Annotated in this window: 18 protein-coding genes; 7 read left to right on the forward strand and 11 right to left on the reverse strand. The window is 50.5% G+C overall.

Going from position 1 to position 20,523, the window contains the following annotated elements; genetic code table 11:
• Positions 1–137 precede the first annotated feature (137 nt).
• Positions 138–734 (reverse strand): hypothetical protein, encoded by a 597-nt coding sequence (locus AS151_RS21220; protein WP_139240464.1) that lies wholly within the window; start codon positions 732–734, stop codon positions 138–140.
• A gap of 535 nt (positions 735–1,269) precedes the next feature.
• On the opposite strand from AS151_RS21220, the gene malQ reads away from it, so the two are divergent.
• The gene (gene malQ / locus AS151_RS02665) at positions 1,270–2,769 is read left to right on the forward strand and encodes a 4-alpha-glucanotransferase (protein WP_071515529.1); all 1,500 of its coding nucleotides are present in this window, start codon (positions 1,270–1,272) and stop codon (positions 2,767–2,769) included.
• 299 nt (positions 2,770–3,068) lie between these two features.
• Here malQ and AS151_RS02675 read toward each other — a convergent pair whose 3' ends face one another.
• Entirely contained in the window at positions 3,069–3,899 is an 831-nt protein-coding gene (locus tag AS151_RS02675) for a RodZ domain-containing protein (protein ID WP_139240465.1), read from the reverse strand.
• A gap of 52 nt (positions 3,900–3,951) precedes the next feature.
• Complete coding sequence (locus AS151_RS02680) at positions 3,952–4,710, reverse strand: pseudouridine synthase (protein ID WP_071515543.1); 759 nt, start codon at positions 4,708–4,710, stop codon at positions 3,952–3,954.
• Positions 4,711–5,164: 454 nt separating this feature from the next.
• Here AS151_RS02680 and AS151_RS02685 point away from each other — a divergent pair, with 454 nt between their 5' ends.
• Positions 5,165–5,926, forward strand: a complete 762-nt coding sequence (locus AS151_RS02685) for a DUF2993 domain-containing protein (RefSeq protein WP_170861288.1) — start codon at positions 5,165–5,167, stop codon at positions 5,924–5,926.
• Here AS151_RS02685 and AS151_RS02690 read toward each other — a convergent pair.
• The 3 genes from AS151_RS02690 to AS151_RS02700 all read right to left on the reverse strand — a co-directional run bounded on the left by AS151_RS02690 (position 5,886) and on the right by AS151_RS02700 (position 9,385).
• A complete protein-coding gene (locus AS151_RS02690; RefSeq protein WP_071515544.1) occupies positions 5,886–6,800 on the reverse strand; it encodes a phosphatidate cytidylyltransferase in 915 nt (304 codons plus the stop codon). The two genes, AS151_RS02685 and AS151_RS02690, sit on opposite strands and share 41 nt — an antisense overlap.
• 181 nt (positions 6,801–6,981) lie before the next feature.
• Positions 6,982–7,584 (reverse strand): precorrin-6Y C5,15-methyltransferase subunit CbiT, encoded by a 603-nt coding sequence (gene cbiT, locus AS151_RS02695; RefSeq protein ID WP_071515533.1) that lies wholly within the window; start codon positions 7,582–7,584, stop codon positions 6,982–6,984.
• Between the two features lie 346 nt (positions 7,585–7,930).
• Positions 7,931–9,385 (reverse strand): aminotransferase class I/II-fold pyridoxal phosphate-dependent enzyme, encoded by a 1,455-nt coding sequence (locus tag AS151_RS02700; protein WP_071515534.1) that lies wholly within the window; start codon positions 9,383–9,385, stop codon positions 7,931–7,933.
• A 113-nt stretch (positions 9,386–9,498) separates the two neighbouring features.
• Here AS151_RS02700 and ychF point away from each other — a divergent pair, with 113 nt between their 5' ends.
• The 3 genes from ychF to AS151_RS02715 all read left to right on the forward strand — a co-directional run bounded on the left by ychF (position 9,499) and on the right by AS151_RS02715 (position 11,399).
• Complete coding sequence (ychF, locus tag AS151_RS02705) at positions 9,499–10,590, forward strand: redox-regulated ATPase YchF (RefSeq protein ID WP_071515535.1); 1,092 nt, start codon at positions 9,499–9,501, stop codon at positions 10,588–10,590.
• A 63-nt stretch (positions 10,591–10,653) separates the two neighbouring features.
• Entirely contained in the window at positions 10,654–11,004 is a 351-nt protein-coding gene (locus AS151_RS02710) for a phage holin family protein (RefSeq protein ID WP_071515536.1), read from the forward strand.
• Between the two features lie 158 nt (positions 11,005–11,162).
• A complete protein-coding gene (locus AS151_RS02715) occupies positions 11,163–11,399 on the forward strand; it encodes a hypothetical protein (protein ID WP_071515537.1) in 237 nt (78 codons plus the stop codon).
• Between the two features lie 289 nt (positions 11,400–11,688).
• Here the strand turns inward: AS151_RS02715 and AS151_RS02720 are convergent, their stop codons facing one another.
• Positions 11,689–12,372: a class I SAM-dependent methyltransferase gene (locus tag AS151_RS02720; RefSeq protein WP_071515538.1), complete on the reverse strand. Its 684-nt coding sequence runs from the start codon at positions 12,370–12,372 to the stop codon at positions 11,689–11,691.
• Between the two features lie 74 nt (positions 12,373–12,446).
• Here AS151_RS02720 and AS151_RS02725 point away from each other — a divergent pair, with 74 nt between their 5' ends.
• Together AS151_RS02725 and AS151_RS02730 are read left to right on the forward strand one after the other, a co-directional pair.
• Positions 12,447–13,475, forward strand: coding sequence for a TIGR01212 family radical SAM protein (locus AS151_RS02725; RefSeq protein WP_211517498.1), 1,029 nt, complete (start codon positions 12,447–12,449; stop codon positions 13,473–13,475).
• Positions 13,476–14,061: 586 nt separating this feature from the next.
• The gene (locus AS151_RS02730) at positions 14,062–14,811 is read left to right on the forward strand and encodes a heme oxygenase (biliverdin-producing) (protein ID WP_071515539.1); all 750 of its coding nucleotides are present in this window, start codon (positions 14,062–14,064) and stop codon (positions 14,809–14,811) included.
• 127 nt (positions 14,812–14,938) lie between these two features.
• Here AS151_RS02730 and AS151_RS02735 read toward each other — a convergent pair whose 3' ends face one another.
• The 4 genes from AS151_RS02735 to AS151_RS22440 all read right to left on the reverse strand — a co-directional run.
• Positions 14,939–15,640 carry a hypothetical protein gene (locus AS151_RS02735; protein ID WP_071515540.1) on the reverse strand — a complete coding sequence of 234 codons (702 nt, stop codon included), beginning with the start codon at positions 15,638–15,640 and terminating at the stop codon, positions 14,939–14,941.
• Positions 15,637–17,334, reverse strand: a complete 1,698-nt coding sequence (locus AS151_RS02740; RefSeq protein ID WP_071515541.1) for a serine/threonine-protein kinase — start codon at positions 17,332–17,334, stop codon at positions 15,637–15,639. Before AS151_RS02740 ends, AS151_RS02735 begins: the two co-directional genes overlap by 4 nt.
• 722 nt (positions 17,335–18,056) lie before the next feature.
• Positions 18,057–19,415, reverse strand: a complete 1,359-nt coding sequence (locus AS151_RS02745) for an NB-ARC domain-containing protein (RefSeq protein ID WP_071515542.1) — start codon at positions 19,413–19,415, stop codon at positions 18,057–18,059.
• Positions 19,416–20,338: 923 nt separating this feature from the next.
• Positions 20,339–20,523: hypothetical protein (locus tag AS151_RS22440; protein WP_139240467.1), on the reverse strand; the 185-nt coding region annotated here is incomplete at its 5' end.

Genomic DNA, 20,523 nt, shown 5'->3' on the forward strand with positions numbered 1-20,523 from the left:
TGATTTTGACGGCGGCTAAAGTCGCACGGGTCGCTTTTCATCCCTGCTTTAAAAAGTCAGGGCTTTCAAGCTCCCGATTCATGCTCGTAAAAACAAATAAGAAATTGTACTTCCCACACTTGGTCGCTCCCACATGTCTAATACCCCAAAGGTTCCCGCCGCCTTCCCAGGGAAGGTTCCCGGTCGTGGATCGATGGGGGCTGAAATTGGCGGATGGGAGCTGGTTCCACAAATAAAATTTGATTGGGATCGGGGGGAACCAACTCCGTGTTTTCTGCCTGGGCATCTTGGGCCACTTGGTTTTTCAGTAATTCTTGATAGACATGGAGTTGCTGCTGTTCGGTGCGCAATTGTTCGGTGCGTTGGTACACTTGACTCCAGCGTTGCTGGTAGTGGGTGGCATAGGCATAGGCCAGACAGGCAGCGATCGCCAAGCCAAAGGCAACTACACCGGAAGTATGCTGCCACTTTTGTAGAAACCGCAACCACAAAGGCGGCGCTGAGCGCACAGGGGTGAGCGGATGTGGAGAACGAGATTTCCCCATAGCCTGCTTGACCCTAGTTGGCGAACGTTTGGCATTGGATGGGGGGCGAGAAAGCGGCTGAGTCGTTGCGGAAGCCGTTCTACGGGAGGAATGGCGGTGCCTGGTATGTCTGGATGGGGAACTGTCAGCCAAGCGGCGTTCTCTCAAAGAAGAAAGGCGAGGGGTTCTGAGGGATTGAGTCTGAGTCATAAATACTTCCGAAATGCTGCAAATTTAGAAATTCTTCTACTCTATAGAAAAATTTCCCCGATTTGCTAAGTTTGAATATCATAGATATGTAGAGTGCTGTAGCAACGCGCGATCGCCAGTATGCGATCGCAACTATAGCGCCGTTTTTATGGGAAATTTCCCCTTACAGAGGTGGGATCTTCAATCTCGGGAAACCAGACAACTGCTTTTACCTGCGTTTTCTTTGCCAAAATCGTCCATACCTGAGAATATATTTCGAGAACGTACGGTCAAACCATTCTGCCAAAGCTATTATTGTAGCGCCAAAGGGTAGATAAAACAGGAATTTCCCCAAATGACACGGCTAGTTTCAGCAATTTTCCCGTAGTAACTTGGAACTTCGCCATGTTTGCGATAGATTGATAGGAGCTTCAGTGGCACCAATCCTGGTTTGGCACTCCTATACTCTTCAAAGCTCGGTTTTTTCGTTTATACCCTCTATCACCAGCAACTGCTCCCTATCGTAGCTTGTAGCACAATTTCGTAATTTTGATTTATGCCTTTTCCTAGAGCCAGCGGTATCCTACTGCATCCTACCTCTCTACCCAGTCCGTTTGGTATTGGGGATTTTGGTAGTGGTGCCTATCAATTTGTCGATTTTCTCGCCGAAACCCGACAGCAGTTGTGGCAAATTTTGCCCCTAGGGCCTACCGGATATGGCAACTCTCCTTACCTTTGCTATTCCGCATTAGCAGGCAATCACCTGCTGATAAGTCCGGAAAAATTGCTGGAAAAGGGTTGGTTGAGCGAAACCGAACTCTCCTCCATTCCTGACTTTTCCACCCATCGGGTAGACTACGATCGCGTACGGGCATGGAAAATGCCCCTATTGCGCAAAGCCTACCAGCGCTTTCACGATCGTTTAGATGGCCAGACACAAGAGCAGTTCCATCAGTTCTGCGAAAGCAAAGCCCACTGGCTGGAAGACTATGCCCTGTTTATGGCCCTCAAGCAAGCCCATAATGACAGCAGCTGGCACAGCTGGGAAGCAGGGTTGGCCCACCGCCATCCGGAAACCCTTGATTATTGGCGCAATTTGCTCGCCGATGAAATTGAATTCCACAAATTTTTACAATTTGAATTTTTCCGCCAGTGGAAGGAAGTGAAACAATACGCCAACGACCGCGGTGTAGAGATTTTTGGCGATATTCCCTTCTACGTGGCTCACGACAGTGCCGATGTGTGGGCGAACCCCGAAATTTTCCACCTTAATCCCGAAACCTGTCAGCCGAGTATTATGGCAGGCGTACCGCCGGATTACTTTAGCGAAACCGGCCAGCTTTGGGGAAATCCGGTTTATAACTGGGAGAAATTGCGAGAACAGGATTTTGCCTGGTGGGTCGGGCGTTTTCAAGGGATTTTGGAATATGTTGATTGGATTCGCATCGACCACTTCCGCGGATTTGCTGCTTTTTGGGCAATTGCCGAAGGCGAAACCACGGCGATGAACGGCGAATGGATGGAATCTCCAGGAGAAGAATTTTTCCAATATTTGGGCGAGAAATTAGGGCAGTTGCCTATTATTGCGGAAGATTTGGGGATTATTACCCCTGATGTAGAAGCGTTGCGCGATCGATTTGGTTTCCCCGGGATGAAAATTTTGCATTTTGCGTTTGGTTCGGGAACCGATAACCCGTATCTGCCGTTTAATTGCAATCGCAATAGCGTGATTTATACGGGAACCCACGACAACAATACGACCTTGGGTTGGTTTGAGGAAATTTCCCCCGAAGAAAGGCAAAATGTGATTCGCTATCTAGGGGAACTTAGTTCCGAGGGCATGCCTTGGGATTTGATTCGTTTGGCTTTGAGTTCGGTGTGCGATCGCGCCGTGATTCCCCTACAGGATATTCTGGAGTTGGGCAGCGAATCGCGGATGAACCTCCCCAGCCAACCAGAAGGACACTGGGAATGGCGCTACCATGCCGACGGCCTCACCCAAGAACGTAAAGACCGCTTGCGTACTATGACCGAAACCTACGGACGTACACCCTAAACGCCGGTCAAAAATCTTTTCCAACCAGGGAATACAGGGACAAAAAACTCCGCTGTTTGCGGGTTAAGTTTTCCTCGCCAATGTGATTTCGGCTTTTTGCGTTTGCCGCACTGGTTTTTGTCAATCACCTGGACCTGTTTAACGACGAACGACAGGGCTTCAGGCTGGAAAGCACCCGCGAAAGGTGTCATGACCGAAATAACGGAGTCTGCTACGAGACCAAGGCTGGACGAACCGAACGAATGTCGATTTTTGTCCAGTGATTGGGTTAGTCCCTTTGGTAAGCGCAGTTGAAGCACTTAATTGTTGGGCTTAAATGTCACTTCTTCCACCGCCCAAGGTTGACCCATAGGTTTGGCATCTTCGCCGTTCAAAGCCACCAAAACGCCACCAGCATTGCCGGCGCGAATGACCACTTCCTGTTGGGCTTCCCAGGTACGTTGGGTTCCTTCCGGCAAAGTTCCTTCAAATTCGGTTTGACCATCTACTTCGATGCGGATCCAGGATTTTTCTTTAAAGATTAAACCAACACGGATGGGAGGTTCCGAGGAAGCAGCACTCTGGGAGGTTGGGCGGGTGGACGATTGTGCGGTGGCGGGTTGGGGTTGAGTAGGGCGATCGCGGGAGGTGGGAGCATCTCTTGGTGGCCAGGAAGGTTCTTGCACTTGGGAACTGGTGCGCATGGGATTGGAATCGGAGGCAGAGCGGGTGACAAAAGACGACAATCCTTGTACGGAAAACCCTACCAAAAGAATGTAAAAGAGATACAAATGAATGGGTCGTAGTTGGGGCATGGGCAACTGCAACCAAAAGTGTTTGGCAAACAGCCAATTAAACTCATCCACCGGAAATTGCTGGCTGATTTCGCTACTGTCTTCCCCTAAAAATTCAGCATACCGGTAAAGTAACCCCCGCACGTAAATTGCTTCGGGAAGTTTGTCCAAATTGCCTTCTTCAATTGCCCGTAAAATACAAGCACGGATTTTTACCTTAGCCGACACTTCTTCTACGGACATGCCCTTTTCCTGACGAGTTTCTCGCAGCAAAGCCCCAAGCTCTCGCAATTTGACAGCCCGCTTTTCTTGCTGCTGTTGGTGGGGATTCTGTTTGGGGGGGCGTTTCTTCATCATGAATGCTCCTGGGGACCTACATCCAAACCTCATAGAAAATTTTTACCTAATATTATCTATGTTTTAGAGCTGCCACCTCCCCATCGCTGAGGAATCGATACGCTCCTGGTGGCAAATATGGTTTTTGCGGTGACGGCGGCGGAGGCGTTAGGCGAATGTTACCAATGGCCGTACGGTGCAAGCGTACCACTGGATATCCCAAGCGATCGCCAATGCGTCGAATTTGTCGGTTTTTGCCCTCGCGGATGGTCACCCGCAGCAGGGTTTGCCCCTTTTTGCGGTCTTTTTTGAGCACCTCAACCCGGGCTGGCTGCGTTTTCCCCACGGACAAACGGACTCCCTGACGCCACTTTTGGAGGGCAGCTGGGGTGGGAAAGCCTTTGACCCATACGGAATAGGTTTTGGGCAATTCGTGGCGGGGATGGGTCAAGCGAAACGTTAAATCGCCGTCGTTGGTCAAAATCAAGGCCCCGGTCGAATCAACATCCAAACGCCCTACCGGATGCAATCCTTGCCCCTGGCGTAGTTGCTGCGGTAGCAAATCTAGAACCGTTTGCCGACCGGCGGGATCGCTGCAAGTACAAACCACGCCCAACGGTTTGTTTAAGAGCAAGTACAGCAGCTGCGGGCGTTGTTGGGGATGCAAGACAGTGCCATCCACCTCAATGCGATCGCGTTGGGGATCGGCTTTATCTCCCACAGAAACCGGTTTTCCGTTCACGCGCACCCGTCCGTCAAGGATCGTTTGTTCGGCATGACGGCGGGAAGCGATTCCCCATTGGGAAAGGATTTTTTGCAGTCTTTCCTGCATGGACTGCCAAGGATATACAGCAAGACAAAGGGGGAGCGAGAGCATATCAACTGCTGGCGGCGACCTTTTCTGGGGAAAAAACAGCCCTTGGCGATGGGCCGAAGGATCGGTGCGGTAGGCACGCACCATCACAGGGTTGACTGCTAGCACGCTCTGTACAAATATTACCGGAATAGTTAGAAATACATAGAAACGAATCTTAAGAGATCGGTGGGGAGTTGGCTGACCAGTACCGGCACCAAACACCGCACCCACCAGAGCTACAGCTGCTATCAGACCCCTGAAACTGGGGCCAACCTGACAGCCACCAACTGAAAATACCCAGAAGGTATTTTGCTAAGTAGGCTGTTTACCAGATATATTTATCATCTTTGTTGCTATGAAAGTGGACGGTTCTCCAATTTCCGATCGAATGCCAACGACATCCAATTCTCCAGTATCTGCCGTAGGTCGTGTGCTCCGAGGTGCTCTCCAGTGGTGGCTGCGATCGCAACTAGACCATTTAGACAGCCTACATATCGACATCCATGGCAGCAACCGTCAAATTTTCTCCGGACAAATTCCCCAGGTGGTACTCACCGCTGAAAATGCTACCTATCGCGGAATTGCCTTGCATTGGGTGCGCGCCACAGCCCACCAAATTCACCTGCAAATCGGCGATATTTTACGAGGGCATCCCTTGGTCCTTTCCGAAACCATTTCAGCCTGCATGCAAGTACAACTCACCGAAGCCGATCTCAATACTTCCCTAGACAGCGGCAGCCATTCCCAAGCAACCACCGCCCCTTCTTTGCTGGCAGCAGCCCTGTTTGAGGTTCTCCAAACCTGGTGGCAATCCACCTCCAACGCCACCACCCGCCAGCGACTCCACGCCGCGATCGCTTTGTTTGGCACCTCCCCCTCCCCAGAAACCTTTCCCCGCACGCACATCCAACTGCAACCCAACGGCTTAATTTGGGAAATTGCCAATTCCCAGGGGCGTTGCTGTCGCCTGCAAACCCAGCTGCAAGCCACCACCCCCTCCCAACTGCGACTTGCCCACCCCCGCATTCAAATCGACCCCCCTTCCCCATGGTTGCCTCTAGAAGAGTATTCTTGGGACTTGGGAACGGATGTGGCGATCGAGGAACTCACCCTAGATACCGGTCGGCTAGCCGGTAGTGCCCAGTTGCTGGTCAGACCGGCAACTTCTCTAACAGGGGCAGAAACAACGTGATAAAGTAATACACCAAAGGAGCTGTAAACACATAGCTGTCGGCGCGATCGAGAATGCCGCCGTGACCGGGAATTAACTGCCCCGAGTCTTTCACCCCCGCATCCCGTTTCATCATAGATTCCGTCAAATCCCCCAACAAACTTGCCAGCCCAATCAAAAGACCTAATATTATACCACTAGCGGGCCAAAAAGTCCAGTCCAAATAGTAAGACCCCACCTGGGCAACGGCAATACTGCTGAACACGCCAAAAATTGCCCCTTCCACAGTTTTTTTCGGACTGATTTCCGACAGCCGGGTGCGACCGAACCCTTTGCCAATTACATAGGCCCCAATATCCGCCGCCCAAATACAAAAAAAGCCCAGCAACGTAGCGCTCAATCCTTGGGGCAAATTTTGCCAATCGCCCATTTGCGCCGGCCAGTACCCAGCCAGAGGCAAGTTTTGAGTAGCAAACAGGTCCAAACTGCGCAAGCGGACCCAGTAGCTAGGCAAATAGCCGCCATAAAACAGCCCCAAAATCGAAGCTGAAATATCGGCAATAGTAGCGAATTTAGGCTGAAACAGCAGGTAAAAACAAATAAACGTGCCCGCCACCGGCAAAACCGCATCGGTGATGGTAGCCGGTGGCACCGGAAACACCGCATCGTCGATGGTCGCGGAAAGGGTAGCCACGACGAGCAAGATTTGACTGACAACCAGGGTGGTTTTTCCAGCCGGCGCAATTCCTTTTGCCCGGGCGAGGCGAAAATATTCGAGCTGGCCGAGGAAGACGAGGATACCGACCCCAATCGTAAAATACCAGCCCCCTAAAATGGTGACGCCCAACGCCAGAACAATTGCAATCAATCCACTGAGGATACGAGACCAAGGCATAATTTGGTTAGGTGGTTCGTGGTTGTGTAGCTTTTGCGATCCTGAGGTTGCGCCGGCTCGGGGAAACTCCCCCAAAACTCCAGCACCAACCATTCAGGGTTGGCTTAACCAGATTTTAACGCCCGCACAGGGCATCCTTCGACCCTTCGAGTCCAGGGCCAGGCCGACGCAAAAACTGGTTTTAATCTAACTTCTCGCCACTGAGAATAAACATGGGACTAATGGCGGCAAAGGCTTGATGGCTGCCCCGCGACTCCAAACGGTTCACCGCCGGTTGCACCACTTCCACATGGCGAACATGGAGTTCGGAGAAGGTTTGGGAAATGGCGTACAAGTCTTTCAAATTAGAGGCTGTGGCGACAATCCGACCGTTGGGTCGTAGGTAAGTCCAGGCTTTTTGCAGAATTTGTTCGATCGGTCTGCCCCCTTCCACGCACACGCGATCCGGTCGGTAGGGGAGGGTTTGCAGGCAATCCGGTGCGCTGCCTTCTACTACTTCTACATGAGGAACCCCGAAGCGATCGCAGTTGCGGCGAATCAAATTAGCAACTTCCTCATCCCGTTCCAGGGCAATAATTTTCCCTTCCGGACACAGCAATCCTGTTTCCACGGGAATGGTTCCGGTACCAGCACCAATATCCCAAAAGACAGAGGTTTTTTCCAACCGCAATTGCGAAATAATCATCAAACGTACTTCCCGCTTGCTAAGGGGAATCCCCGGCAAGCGTTCAAAAAGTTCGTCAGGAATGCCTGGCGTCACGTACGGCCACAGGGGAACAGACATATGGACACTCTCGGTAAGGGGAACAGAGAACAAAAATGGCAAACAGCAAAATATGGCGAAGCGGTTCGATCCCTCCTGATGGTAAATAGCTCCAGTCGCACTTTCCAGAAGGCGATTGTCAGCCGTTTTTAAACCCCTTCGCTATACCCTATTTTGACGTACAGGCGCATCAGGGCGAAAAATTTTCCCTACCAATGTTTGCAGATGTCCTTTGGAGGAAATTTGCCCAGTTGGGGGCAGCGATACCAACCAGTGGGTAGAGGCGCGGTACACACCAGTACGCGATCGCTATACTAGGGGAGCTGCATGCAAAAATTTGTAAGGTAAACCACGATCGCCTCCCCCGTCAAGCGTTTTTTGGGTCTTCTGCCAGGACGGCGATGGTTTGCTCGTCGGTATCGCTACAGCCAACGATGGTGCCACCGCTGTCTTGCACTTGGGCCAAATAGGCGATCGCTGCTTCTGAAATGACTTCACCAGGCACCAACAAAGGAATCCCCGGTGGGTACGGACAAACCGACACCGCACTAATGCGATCGCGCGCCTGTCGCCAACTCACCGTTTCTTGAGCAGCGTAAAAAGCCTGCCGCGGCGAGCAAGCCAACGCCGGTCTGGGTATGGCAGGGAGAACAATCCTCCCATCAAAGTTCCGCCCCCCCTGGCGAACAACCGCACAAAAAGCCCCCACCAACTGGTCGATATCTTCCTCGGTATTGCCAAAGGTAATTAAAAACATCAAATGGTATGGGGTAGGCAACTCGCAAGTAACACCAAATTCCTCGTGCAGTAACACATCTACCTCATAACCACCACCAGCCAGTTGGGAAACATCCACCGTTATTCGGCTGCGATCGCGCCGGGGAAATTGAGTGGGTTCCCAAACCTCAACCCCAGCCACTTGCTGCAGTTCCACGGCCGCGCGATCGCCCAACGCCAACGCATTTGCCATCAATTCCCGCCCTTGCAGGGCCATTTGCTGCCTAGCCGCATCCAACGTCGCCAGCAAAATATAGCTAGGACTGCTCGATTGCACCATAGCTAGGCTCTGCCGCAACCGCTGCCGGTCGATGCGCTCTCCCTGACAGTGCAGCATCCCTGCCTGGGTCATGGCCCCCAACACCTTGTGGGTAGACTGCACCGCCAAATCAGCCCCCGACGCCATGGCCGAGGGGGGCAACGATGGATGAAACCCAAAATGCGCCCCATGGGCCTCATCCACCAACAACGGAATCTCGTACTGATGGACAATATTCGCGATCGCTTCCAGATCGCTTGCCACCCCGTAATAGGTCGGCGATACCAACATCACCGCCTTGGCATCCCGATGGTTCGTCAGAGCCCCCGCCACCGCCGACGGAGTCACCCCACCAGCAATCCCCCAAACTTCATCGTACGCCGGTTCCACAAACACCGGCATCGCCCCCGATAGCACCAACCCCGAAATCACTGACTGGTGAACGTTGCGCGGCAGCACGATTTTCTCCCCTTCCCCACAAGTTGCGAGAATAGCTGCCACAATCCCCGCCGTAGATCCGTTGGTCAAAAACCAGGTCTGCGACGCCCCAAACGCCGCCGCTGCCAGGTCCTGCGCCTGCTGTAAAACCCCGCTGGGAGCTAGCAAATTATCCAACTCCGGCAACTCCGGCAAATCCGCTTGAAATACTTCCGCTCCCCACCACTGGCGTAACACAGACGCCATTCCCTGCCCGCGTTTGTGTCCGGGGGTAAAAAAAGGCACCTGGGAGTTCATGGCTACTTTTTGCAAAACCTCGATCAAGGGAGCTTGATTGGGATTGACCATAAACCGAGCGATCGCCCAACTTTAGCGAAAATTGTAATTCTGCTATTCTGGCATAATAGACAAAAGTTTCCCCAGCAATCTCTTTCACGCCCAATTCCAATCGCAAAACTTCTATGCTCAGAGCTGGTATCGTCGGACTCCCCAACGTAGGTAAATCCACCCTATTCAACGCTTTGGTTTCCAATGCCAAAGCCGAAGCCGCCAACTTTCCCTTTTGTACCATCGAACCCAACGTTGGCGTAGTTGCCGTTCCCGATGAACGGTTACCCACCCTCGCCGAAATCTCCCAATCCGCTCAAGTTGTTCCCACCCGCATCGAATTTGTAGATATCGCTGGTTTGGTACAAGGGGCCAGCCGCGGTGAAGGTTTGGGCAACCAATTTCTCTCCCACATTCGCGAAGTTGATGCGATCGTGCATGTGGTGCGTTGCTTTGAAAGCGACGATATCGTTCACGTTTCCGGTTCGGTAGACCCCTGGCGCGATATCGATGTCATTAACTTAGAACTCGGCTTGTCTGACTTGGCCCAGGTAGAACGGCGCATGGAACGAGTTCGCAAACAGGCACGCGCCCACAAAGAGGCACAAGCAGAACTAGAAATTCTGGAAAAACTGCAATCGGTTTTGGATGCCGGCAAACCCGCCAGGCTAGCGGATTTAACCGCAGAAGAAGCAGAAATTATCAAACCCCTGGGATTGTTAACCCGCAAGCCAGTCATCTACGCCGCCAATGTCTCTGAAGCCGACTTGGCAACTGGGAACGAATCGGTGGAAAAAGTACGCCAAAGAGCCAGCGAGGAAAATGCGAAAGTGGTGGTGGTATCCGCACAGGTAGAATCGGAATTGCTGGAACTCTCTCCAGAAGAGCAGGAGGACTATTTAGCCAGTTTGGGCGTGGAAACCGGTGGTTTGAAATCGTTGATTCGCGCTACTTACGATTTGCTGGGCTTGCGGACCTTCTTTACCACCGGCGAAAAAGAAACCCGCGCCTGGACTATTCGCGCTGGCATGCTGGCACCCCAAGCTGCAGGCGTGATTCACTCGGACTTTGAACGGGGATTCATTCGCGCGGAAACCATTGCTTACGAAGATTTGGTAAAAGCTGGCAATATGAATGCGGCGAAAGAGAAGGGATGGCTGCGCAGTGAAGGGAAAGATTATCTGGTGCAAGAGGGAGATGTGATGCTATTTCGGTTTAACGTCTAAGCGGAATCTAGGAGCAGTTTGTTTTAATGGAAGGTAGTTGTCCTGAAATTAGCTTTCTGCTTTATGTTTGGTTTAATTATTTCCTGGCTGGTAACGGCTGTTAGTCTGTTAATTATTTCCAAGATTCCCACAGGCGTCGAAATCGATAGTTTCGGCAAAGCTTTGCTTTCTGCTGCAGTGTTTGGCATTCTGAATGCCATTTTGAAACCGGTTTTGGCGTTCTTTGCGTTCCCGGTTACTGTGCTTACTTTTGGTTTGTTCTCGATTGTCATTAACGCGATTATCTTTGGTTTGGCTGCCTGGCTGGTTTCTGGATTTCGCTTAAATTGGGGCATTGGCAGTGCTTTGCTCGGCTCGATTGCCCTTGGCTTTGTCAACAGTATTTTGTTTAAGGCACTGGCGACGCTGCAATAAACCAATCCAGCGACTACGTTCGTTCGGTATTTGGGAGAAAGTGGAGATGCTTGGAAGTTGCGATCGCTTTCTTTCAGGAAGATTTGGAAAAATACCACTCGTGCAATTAGGCTATAGGTAATTCCTGTCTAATTGGATCGTTTTTTTTTGAGGTAGTTATGGCTGACCCCAATACAATTGATTGTTCTGTGGCTTGCGTCAACGGCTGCGTTTTGGGGGATAAATGCCCCCACCGCGAGTATGCTGCTGCTGCTTCCAAGTTTATCCAAGAAACGCCTTTAGACCAGATGTTGGAAATGGCGGAAGAGGCAGTTAGAAGGAAAGCCATGCAGCCACCATCGGAATCCCAGTGGGTTTATCCCGATTTTCTCGATCGAGACCAACAAGAGCAATGAAAAATATGGTTGCTTTTGGGTGGATGTAGGAATCTGTAGAAAGTCCGGCATCCACCCATTTTTGGTGGCGTCGTTCCACCATTTTTTAAAAAATTTGCAAGAAATGATGGGCGCGTTTTGGTAGGGGATACCAAATCCGATATAGTCAAATCAAAAATTTAACCTGAACTGTCCCCCTTGTCAATACCTCATACAGGGAATTTGACCAAATTCCATTATTGGGTCTTTCCCGTACGGATTTGGTATGCTTCACGAAATGCCCTGTTGTATGGAACCATTAAAGCGATCGCTATTTTTTAGAAATGGGGGAGGCCTTTTTCCTGGCTAGGGTCAAACCATCAGCAATGGGAACCATACTGATATCCACCCGTTCGTCGCGATGAATTTTTTGATTGAATTCGCGAATGGCTTTGGTGTTTTGGTCTTGAATGCTGTCGTCAGCCACTCTTCCCGACCAAAGCACGTTATCGATGGCAACCAAACCACCAGGACGTAACAATTCTAGCGATCGCTTGTAGTAATTCCAGTAATTTTCTTTATCCGCATCGATAAACGCAAAATCAAACGTTCCCGCTTGCCCTTTCCCCAACAAATCGTCTAGCGTTTCTATAGCAGGTGCCAGTCGCAAGTCAATTTTTTGGGCAACCCCCGCCGCCGACCAATACCGACGTGCAATTGAAGTATACTCATCGCTCACATCGCAGGCAACCACCCGACCGTCGGTAGGTAGTGCCTGCGCCACACACAGGGAACTATACCCAGTAAACACGCCAACTTCCAGCGTTTTCTTCGCCCCCATCAGTTGCACCAAAAAAGCCATAAATTGACCCTGTTCCGGCGCAATTTGCATTCTGGCAGATTCCATGCGGGCAGTTTCTTCCCGCAGCAATTGGGCAATCTGCGGTTCTCGCAAGGAAGTGGACAGCAGGTAGTTGTGTAGAGAATCATCTAGACCGATACTTTTATTAGACATACAGGCACCCAAAACATAAAAATTTGCATCAAAATGGTTCGTCCAAAGGCAACAAACGCTACCATCAAGCTAATATGGTATCTCCAGTATTAGGAAAATCGGGACGGCGATCGCAAAAAGGGCTGCGAACAGCTATGGTACAAGATCCTGCTCCAAAAATTACTGCCAATCAAGCGCAATTATATACCTTAGGAAAATTTTTCCGCGATCGCTTCGGGAAGCGGGTACAAAAAATTTCCGTTGACGGCGGCTTTACTTGCCCCAACATCGACGGCAGCAAATCCCGCGGTGGTTGCACCTACTGCAACAATCGTAGCTTTAGTTTGGGGTGGGGCAAACGCCATCTATCCATACGCGAACAACTACAACAACAAATCGCCTGCATCCGTCAAAAACACCCCAATTACAAGTATTTTCTCGCCTATTTCCAATCCTATTCCAATACCTACGCCTCCCTCCCCCAATTACAAGCGCTCTACGACGAAGCTCTTTCCGTTTCTGACATTGTGGGATTGGATATTTCCACAAGACCCGATTGCGTTCCCAACCCAGTTTTAGACCTGTTACAAGCCTATGCCCAAAAAAACCATTTGTGGCTGGAGTTGGGCTTGGAAAGCAGCCACAATAGCACCCTCAACCGCCTCAACCGGGGGCATACGTGGGCAGAATTTGCCGATGCAGTGCAGCGCGCTTCCGGTCGTCAATTGCATTTGTGCGTTCACGTTATCCTGGGTTTACCTGGGGAAACGCCGGAGATGATGCGGGAGACAGCCAAGCGTTTGGGGGATTTGGTAGCGCCCCTTGATTTTGCTGCTTTTGGTATTAAGTTGCACCACCTTCACATTGTCAAGGGCACGATTTTGGCGAAAGAATACGCTGCCGGTAAGGTAGAAACGCTGACCCCAGCAGCCTACATTCCTCTCGTTTGCGATTTTCTAGAATATCTACCCCCCTATACTGTGGTACAGCGGTTTATGGGGGATGCGCTCCACAATACGTTGCTGGCACCCCATTGGCAAGTTTCTAAAAACCAAGTTTTGGCAGAAATCGAAGCGGAGTTGGCACGGCGTGGGAGTGGGGTTGGTTGGCGTTGTGGGAAGTAGGGGATGGGTGCATGAGGGCGTACCGAGCATGGGAGAAAATAATTCAGACGGAATCCGACATAGATCAACTGCGAAAGTGTAGCAATGTGCATTAGGGGGCAACCACACCGAGATTGCCCTGACAAGGAATTGGGATGTTTGTATATCGGATTTGGTATCGTTGCATTTTTCTATCTCCCAAGCCCCTAAACTCCCAATCTCCCACGATTCGGTACGCTCCTTGACACTCTTATCAATAGAATTCGTAAGATTCTCGCTTCGTTGGGTGTGCCTGTGAAGAGATTCGCGCACAGAGCTAGCCCATCCCCGGCGACATTCCCCTCGGCAAGCGTTTTTCCGCCCCCATTGTGGACGTACTTTCAATGCAAGTGTAGCACATTTTGACAGCGGCGACCGCCGCACGGGTCGCTTTTCATCCTTGCTGGGAAAGAGGTAGGGCTTTCAAGCTCCCGTCTTTTTTCGTCAGCTCGGTTGTTCAAAGTTAAGTTTTCCAAAGTTGGCTTTCATTTATTTTTTAATCGCTATATAGTGATTAAAAAGTCAGATTGAAAATATAGCCTGAAAACCAAAACCACCGTCAAGCAAAATGAGTACAAATTTAGCACAACAACTACGAGAAGGAACCAAACATTCCCATACCGCAGCCGAAAATACGGCTTTCATGAAATGCTTCCTCAAAGGCGTTGTAGAATGGGAGCCTTTCCGCAAGCTAACTGCCGATTTGTATTATGTTTACAGTACGCTAGAGGCAGAAATCCAGCGCCATCAAAACCATCCGGTGGTGGGTCCTATGTATTTCCCTGAATTGAACCGAACCCAAAAGCTGGAAGAGGATTTGGCTTTCTACTATGGCGAAAACTGGCGCGATGAAATTGCGGCTTCGCCGGCAGGGAAGGTCTACGTGAACCGCATTTTGGAAGTTTCTAAGGAAAATCCGGCGTTGTTGGTTGCCCATTCCTATACTCGCTATATGGGGGATTTGTCTGGCGGACAAAGTTTGCGCAACATTACCCGTTCGGCGCTGAATTTACCTCCCGATCGGGGCACCGGGTTGCACGAGTTTGATGAAATTCCCACGGTGGAAGCCCGTCGGGCGTTTAAAGCTCGCTATCGAGATACCCTGAACAGCTTGCCTGTGGATGACGAAACGGCGCAGAAAATTGTAGACGAGGCTAATTATGCTTTTGCCCTCAACCGCAATGTTTTCCACGAACTGGAAGACGATGTCAGGGCGGCTGTGGGCGAACATGCTTTCGATTTGCTTATTCGTCAAGATAAACCCGGCAGTACCGAACGTTCTGGCAATCCCATCGAAGAAATGGCAGGGGTGGAATAAGGATACCTCTATAATTTCTTGCAATAGATAATAGGATGTATTTTTTTCGGGGCACTTCAAAATCAAAATAAAGTGCCCCTGTTTTTTTGGGAGTATTCCCTTGCATATTTTTATAGAAAGAGGAGGGTTAGGGAGCTTTGCTCTCGGGTATGGTAAATAATATTTTGCTGTCTTTGGCAATTTCGTTGCCTTCGCCGTCAAAGGCAAAAATGGTGAGTTTGTAACTGTAGGGATATTGTAAAGCTTCTTCTTCTGATGGATAGGCAAGCTCGGTGGTGGTTAGGTTTTCCCGGGACCAACTATCCCCATCGACTTGGTTAACCTGAATGGTATAGCTGGCGGCACCGGCGATGGGCGTCCAACGGATGGTGGGTTGCGGGGTAGGCAGTAAGGTGTTTTGCGGGGAAAGAATTTCGAGTTCGCGATCGCCGCTGCGGGGATTGGGAACGGCAGTATCATCGATTTGACTCCATTCGGGAGAGCGGCAGTGGTGGTTCACCAGCCAAGGTTGGTCTTCTTCGGAGACAGATATGGTTTTGCCGTCAGCGCGACAGACAATGCTAGCGCTTCCCCCTTCCAGTACTTGCAAGCGATCGCCGCGGCAGAGAGATTTGCCCTCTTCGGCTTGGTGAAACTCGTCCCAGCTCACCCTTTTATGGCGTACTTTCCCGTCAACACTGGTTATATCGGCGATGGGAAGACATTCTTCTCCAACGCTGGGGGGTTGTGCCTGCACCGGTGGCGATAGCAATTTTCCCAGCCAAACGCCTGAGGAAGTAGCAGCGGCTGCTAAAGTGACAAAAACGACCGTTGGTAGCCTACCTTTCATAACAAATGTCCTGCATTGTCTAGCTTTTGCCGGGCTTGTTGCAGCCATTCTTTTTCTTCAATGGACTCCAAAGGAGAAGCAAAAAGATAGCACTGCTGCCAAAGATCGATGGCATTTTCTCCCTGACGTTCTTTCACCTGTGCTAGCAAACAGTGGCCGGCGGCGCGATCGGAGGCTGCCGTTGTGGCTGCGCGCAATCTTTCTGCTGCTCTTTGGAGATCTCCCTGCTCTAACAAAGCCCAACCGTAATTCTTGTTAATAGTATACCGGAGCAACTGGTTGATGTTGGATGGTTGGCTATCTTGGTTGGGACTTTGGTCGGGAATTGCTTGGGCACTGGGATTGAGCAGCTGCCAGGCACGGGATAAATATTCTTCTGCCTGTTGGTATTTTTTTTGCTTGATGGAAACGTATCCTAAGTTATTTAAAGCCAAAACGGCTATTTTTGGGTCGCTGGTTGCTTGGCGAAATTGTTGGGCAGCGCAAGCAAAGTCTTGGACTTCCAAACAGGCTTGTCCCAGAGAATAATGGGCTTTGGCTGGTTCGTAGCGCAGCCATAGGGCTTTTTGCAACCACCAGCGGGCATTTTCAACTTGGGGTTGGCGTTGTTCGGAAGATAGGGGAAGGCTCTGGGCTTCCTGAAGTTCGTTAACACCGCGGTTGTAGGTGTATTGAAACAGCCAAGGCCGCCCTTCAAAAAAGCTTATAAATGTACCGGTTCCCAAAAGTAGGGCAAATATGAAAGCGGAAAGTTTGGGGAAGGGATTGAGAATTGGCAACCAACTGGATTTCGGTGGTACCCACCAATTTTTCGATTGCAAGCGATCGCAGATGGCTTGTGCGGTTTGCGGTCGCTGTCCGGGAGAAGGTGCCATCATTTCATCGAGCAAATCTCCCAAAGCCGCCGACAGTTCCGGTACCTGTTCTCGCCACAGGAGCCTTCCGGTATCTGTATCTTGCGGCATTTGAGCGGGATGCTGCCCGGCAAGCAAGCGAACCAAGGTGCGTCCCAAAGCAAAGAAGTCGGATTGGGGAACAGCTTTGCCCTGAACTTGTTCTGGCGGTGTATAGCCAGCCGAAACGATGGCGGTAATGCCGGAAATTTCGGCAATCTCTTCGCCCCAACTGATTTTGGCCAGATAAACGGCATCCATTTCTCGGACGGAACCAAAATCAATTAACATTAATTTTCCATCCGGGCGGCATATGATATTTTCAGGTTTGATATCCCGATGGAAAAAGCCGCTGCTATGGAGATATCTCAGAATTTCTGCCAGCTGTTGCAACCAGTTAATGGCTGTTTTCTGGGAAATGGGACCGTATTTTTGCAGCCACGATTCTAGTGTGTCCCCCTCCACCCATTCCATGACCAAGGCAGGTAAGGATTCTTGATGCTGGAATAGTTTTCCAGAGAGGTTTCGATTGCCATGGTTCTCCCCAGATAGCACAGCCTGCGCGTCTATAGAAAAATATCCGTCAGCGTCCACTTTGGGAATGCCGGGGTGAGACAGACGCTGCAGCACAAACGCCTCTCGTTCAAAGGCTTCTATGCGCTTGGGATTGGCATCTTTGAGCAATTTCATGACCAACTGTTGTTCGCCGTCGGTCACTTGCCAAAGTTCCGTTGGATGTCGCGCATCTAAAGGTCGTAAGGGGCGAATTAATTGGTAGCGATCGTTGATAACCAAAGACATACGGCAATTCTGGCAAATATCCAGATTGTCGGGATTTTTACGGAAAATCTTCGATACGTTTGCAAGCCCTGTCGCTGGAGCGCCGGGAGGAAAAACGAACAGTGACTTGAGTCACTTTCCCCATGCCCGGAGAGAGCGAAAAGAGGTGCAGTTTCCGCTCTGTCGGTGTTAGAGCCGGAATCGCCTACCCTGTTTCCTGGCCAATGTTTTTCGGGCTGGTGGAGCTAACGGCACGGCCTGACCCCTGGTAGGGCGGTTTAACCGTTAACGGCAGGGCGACCAACACCGAAAGTGCTATGACTCTAAAAACATAGCCCCAAAGAGCTCAGGCTGGTCAACTACCCGAAGCTGGAGGCATGAAGCCCCTATGCTTCAGCCGGGGTGCTGACCAAAAAACTTCCCTCCCTCGATGTTGACGAGCAATTCCTCGGCTGGCGATGGCGTCTCATGACGCCCTTGGGGGAGTTAAAAGCATTCAACTGGAGTTGTCGGTCTCTTGAGGCGATGGTGCTGGCGTCCCACAGAGGGGAGACCATCGCCTACATGGGGGTAGTTCAACCCGAGAGCAGTTTCTCTTTGAAGACGGCTACAGGTTCGGCTACTGGCGGTCTATAGAACCAAACTGATGCCATCTCTGAATATCTAGGATGACACCCACTAACCGGTGGCTAGTGGGTTGCTAGGCGTTACTTTCTCGAAGGATTGGCTGCAAGCAGCATCCTTTACTCTGCAGTGGTGGATTCTGCTAGTTCGCTCTGAATGTATTTTTTGACGATGGGTTGCAGGCAGAACTGCATTTGTTTGGAACTGCCGCTACCGGTTTTGGCCGGTTCCACCAGCGATCGCTGTTTGAGGGATTCCAGAGCTTCGATGAGTTCGGAAGTTCCTAAAGGAGGCGATTTCAACCCCTTCAGCAACTCGGGGAAGGAAACAGCTTCTCCTTCCATTTCCGTGGCTAAATATTCCACCACGCGCCGTTCTAAAGGCGACAGACGTTGGAAGTGCTCTTGCAGCGGCATGGGGGTATTGCCAATCAGCAGGGTATTGAATTCCTTGAATGCTGCCACATCCCCTTCAAACAATTCTTGAATGGTTTGGGCGATGAGTTTCAAGTTCAGCGGGTGACCGCGATAGGTGTCGATCAGCCAATCCCATTCTTCTTCGCCGCTGAGACCTTCGGCTTCCAGAATTTCCCGCGCTTCGTCATGGGTAAGTCCGGACAGCTGTACCGAACGCACGGGATTGGTGGCACCTTGCAGCTTGTGAACGTCTAGGGGGTTTTCCCAACTCGTGAGGACCAAGCAACTTTGGTGCTGTTCCGAACCAATGCGCCGCAACAGAATGCCGTAGTCTTCAAATGCTTCTTGATAGCGTCCGAAGCGATCGCTGCCTCTGAGGATGCGTTCCACTTCGTCGAAAACAATTAGACAACGATACTGCCGCAGACAATCCAAAAATAAGGTCATCCGCGAAGAAGTATCTTCCGGCAGCGATTTTTTATTGACAAATAGCAGCAGGATTTCTTCTAAGAACTCATGTAGTGGCGGCGTCCGATGCAAGGACTTCCAAACCACACAATCAAATTTATCTTTAATCTGATGGGTGAGCTTGGCGGCCAGATAAGTTTTGCCCACATCCGCCAAACCAATGATGCTCACCAGGCGGCATTGTTCCTGTAAAACCCATTTTTGTAGGGTTTCCAGCTGCTCTTGCCGTCCGTAGAAACCCATAGATACGTCGGGAGCTTCCGAAAGTTCCCAACGGGGCATGAATTCTTCGCCAACCAAGGTGGTTCCGTCAGCACCAGTTACCTCTTGAGAGCGGGCTTGATATTCTTGATAGCGCGCTCTCAACAGTTGTTGCAGTTTGGCCAGCTTCACCGGGCCTCTGCCTTCAATGTTGAATTTGTGGTAAACCTGGCTAAGCCGCTGACGTACCGCTTCCGGTTTCACTCCCAACCGTTCGGCAATGGTCGAAATTTCGTAACCATCCATTGCCAGGATAAGGGCTTCCCGCTCGGCGCGGGAAATTTCGTGGCGATCGGCTTCGTTTTTGAGGAAATCTTGAAATTTTTGATGCATAGCTCTTGAGTGCAGTATTACCTCTTATCAGCAGGGCTCTTACTTAATACCTCATCAATAGATTGGGAGGTAACGCAAGCGTCGGATTCCATGACCGAGATGGAAAGTGCGGGTAGCTACCGGACCAACTTGGCAAGGGACTGGCGGTGGCCGGTTTGGGTACGGAGTATACATCTCCATGGCAACTTCATTGAACGAGGGCTGCATTTAAATGTACATCCGCCTTGGCTTGGCAAAGCCAACCCTCTAGCTACCGCTATCGGATTCAAGTAGGCGAGCGTTCGGAAAAATGCATTGCACTTCGATCTAGGCATTTCTCCATCTAGGTCCTCTGGTTTTCCTTATGCGTTCGGGAGAATGGTTCGTAGCCCTCCTAACCTCATTATACAAGAATTGCCTTTTTCTGAAAAGCGATATAACTTAATTAAGCGATTTTCCCAGAACTTTTTTTTTTCTATTCATAGTAGATTTATGGTAGAAGCGAAGTAGAAGTGGATTTTCCCGTATTAAAAGATCGGTTATCATTAAGTATTTCTTCTACAAAAATTCTCAAACTGTAGCTAAATAAACCAGAAGCCGTATACCAAACGGAAACAATGATTTCGGTAGCAAACCTGCCCTTCTAGTCGCTTTCTGCCTGGGATGTTACCCAGACATTTGTATCGAAAACGAACTGGTTATGCACCGAAGTAGTTAAGGTCTAGCAGTCTCTAACCATCTGCCGATAAAGATTCTCACAAAGGTGCCGTGGATGCCCCCTTATCTCGATAAGACCGAATTGGAGAAAAACGCGGCATTTGGTTTGGAGGAGTCTCTTAGGCAAATCTTGCGGCTCTACCCTCCCAATTAGTAAAGAAAACTGGAAAATGCCATCAATTTATTCCAGCATCGTCAAAAAAAATTCATATATTACCCCCTTGGATCTAACTTGCTAGGGCGTGTCGGCACGGGCAAGACATGCCATGGATTTGGCCTGGCTGGGGCAAGAACTGCTGCGGGAAAGGCAGCCACCCCAACAGAGGCTCTTTGACTTTGAGGTTTTTGGGAGTAGATTTTCCCACGCAGGCGGCATCTAACCAGTGTTTTTTCGGCAGGTTCTTGGTGGTTC

This window comes from Geitlerinema sp. PCC 9228 (genome assembly GCF_001870905.1).
Taxonomy (GTDB): Bacteria; Cyanobacteriota; Cyanobacteriia; order Cyanobacteriales; family PCC-9228; genus PCC-9228.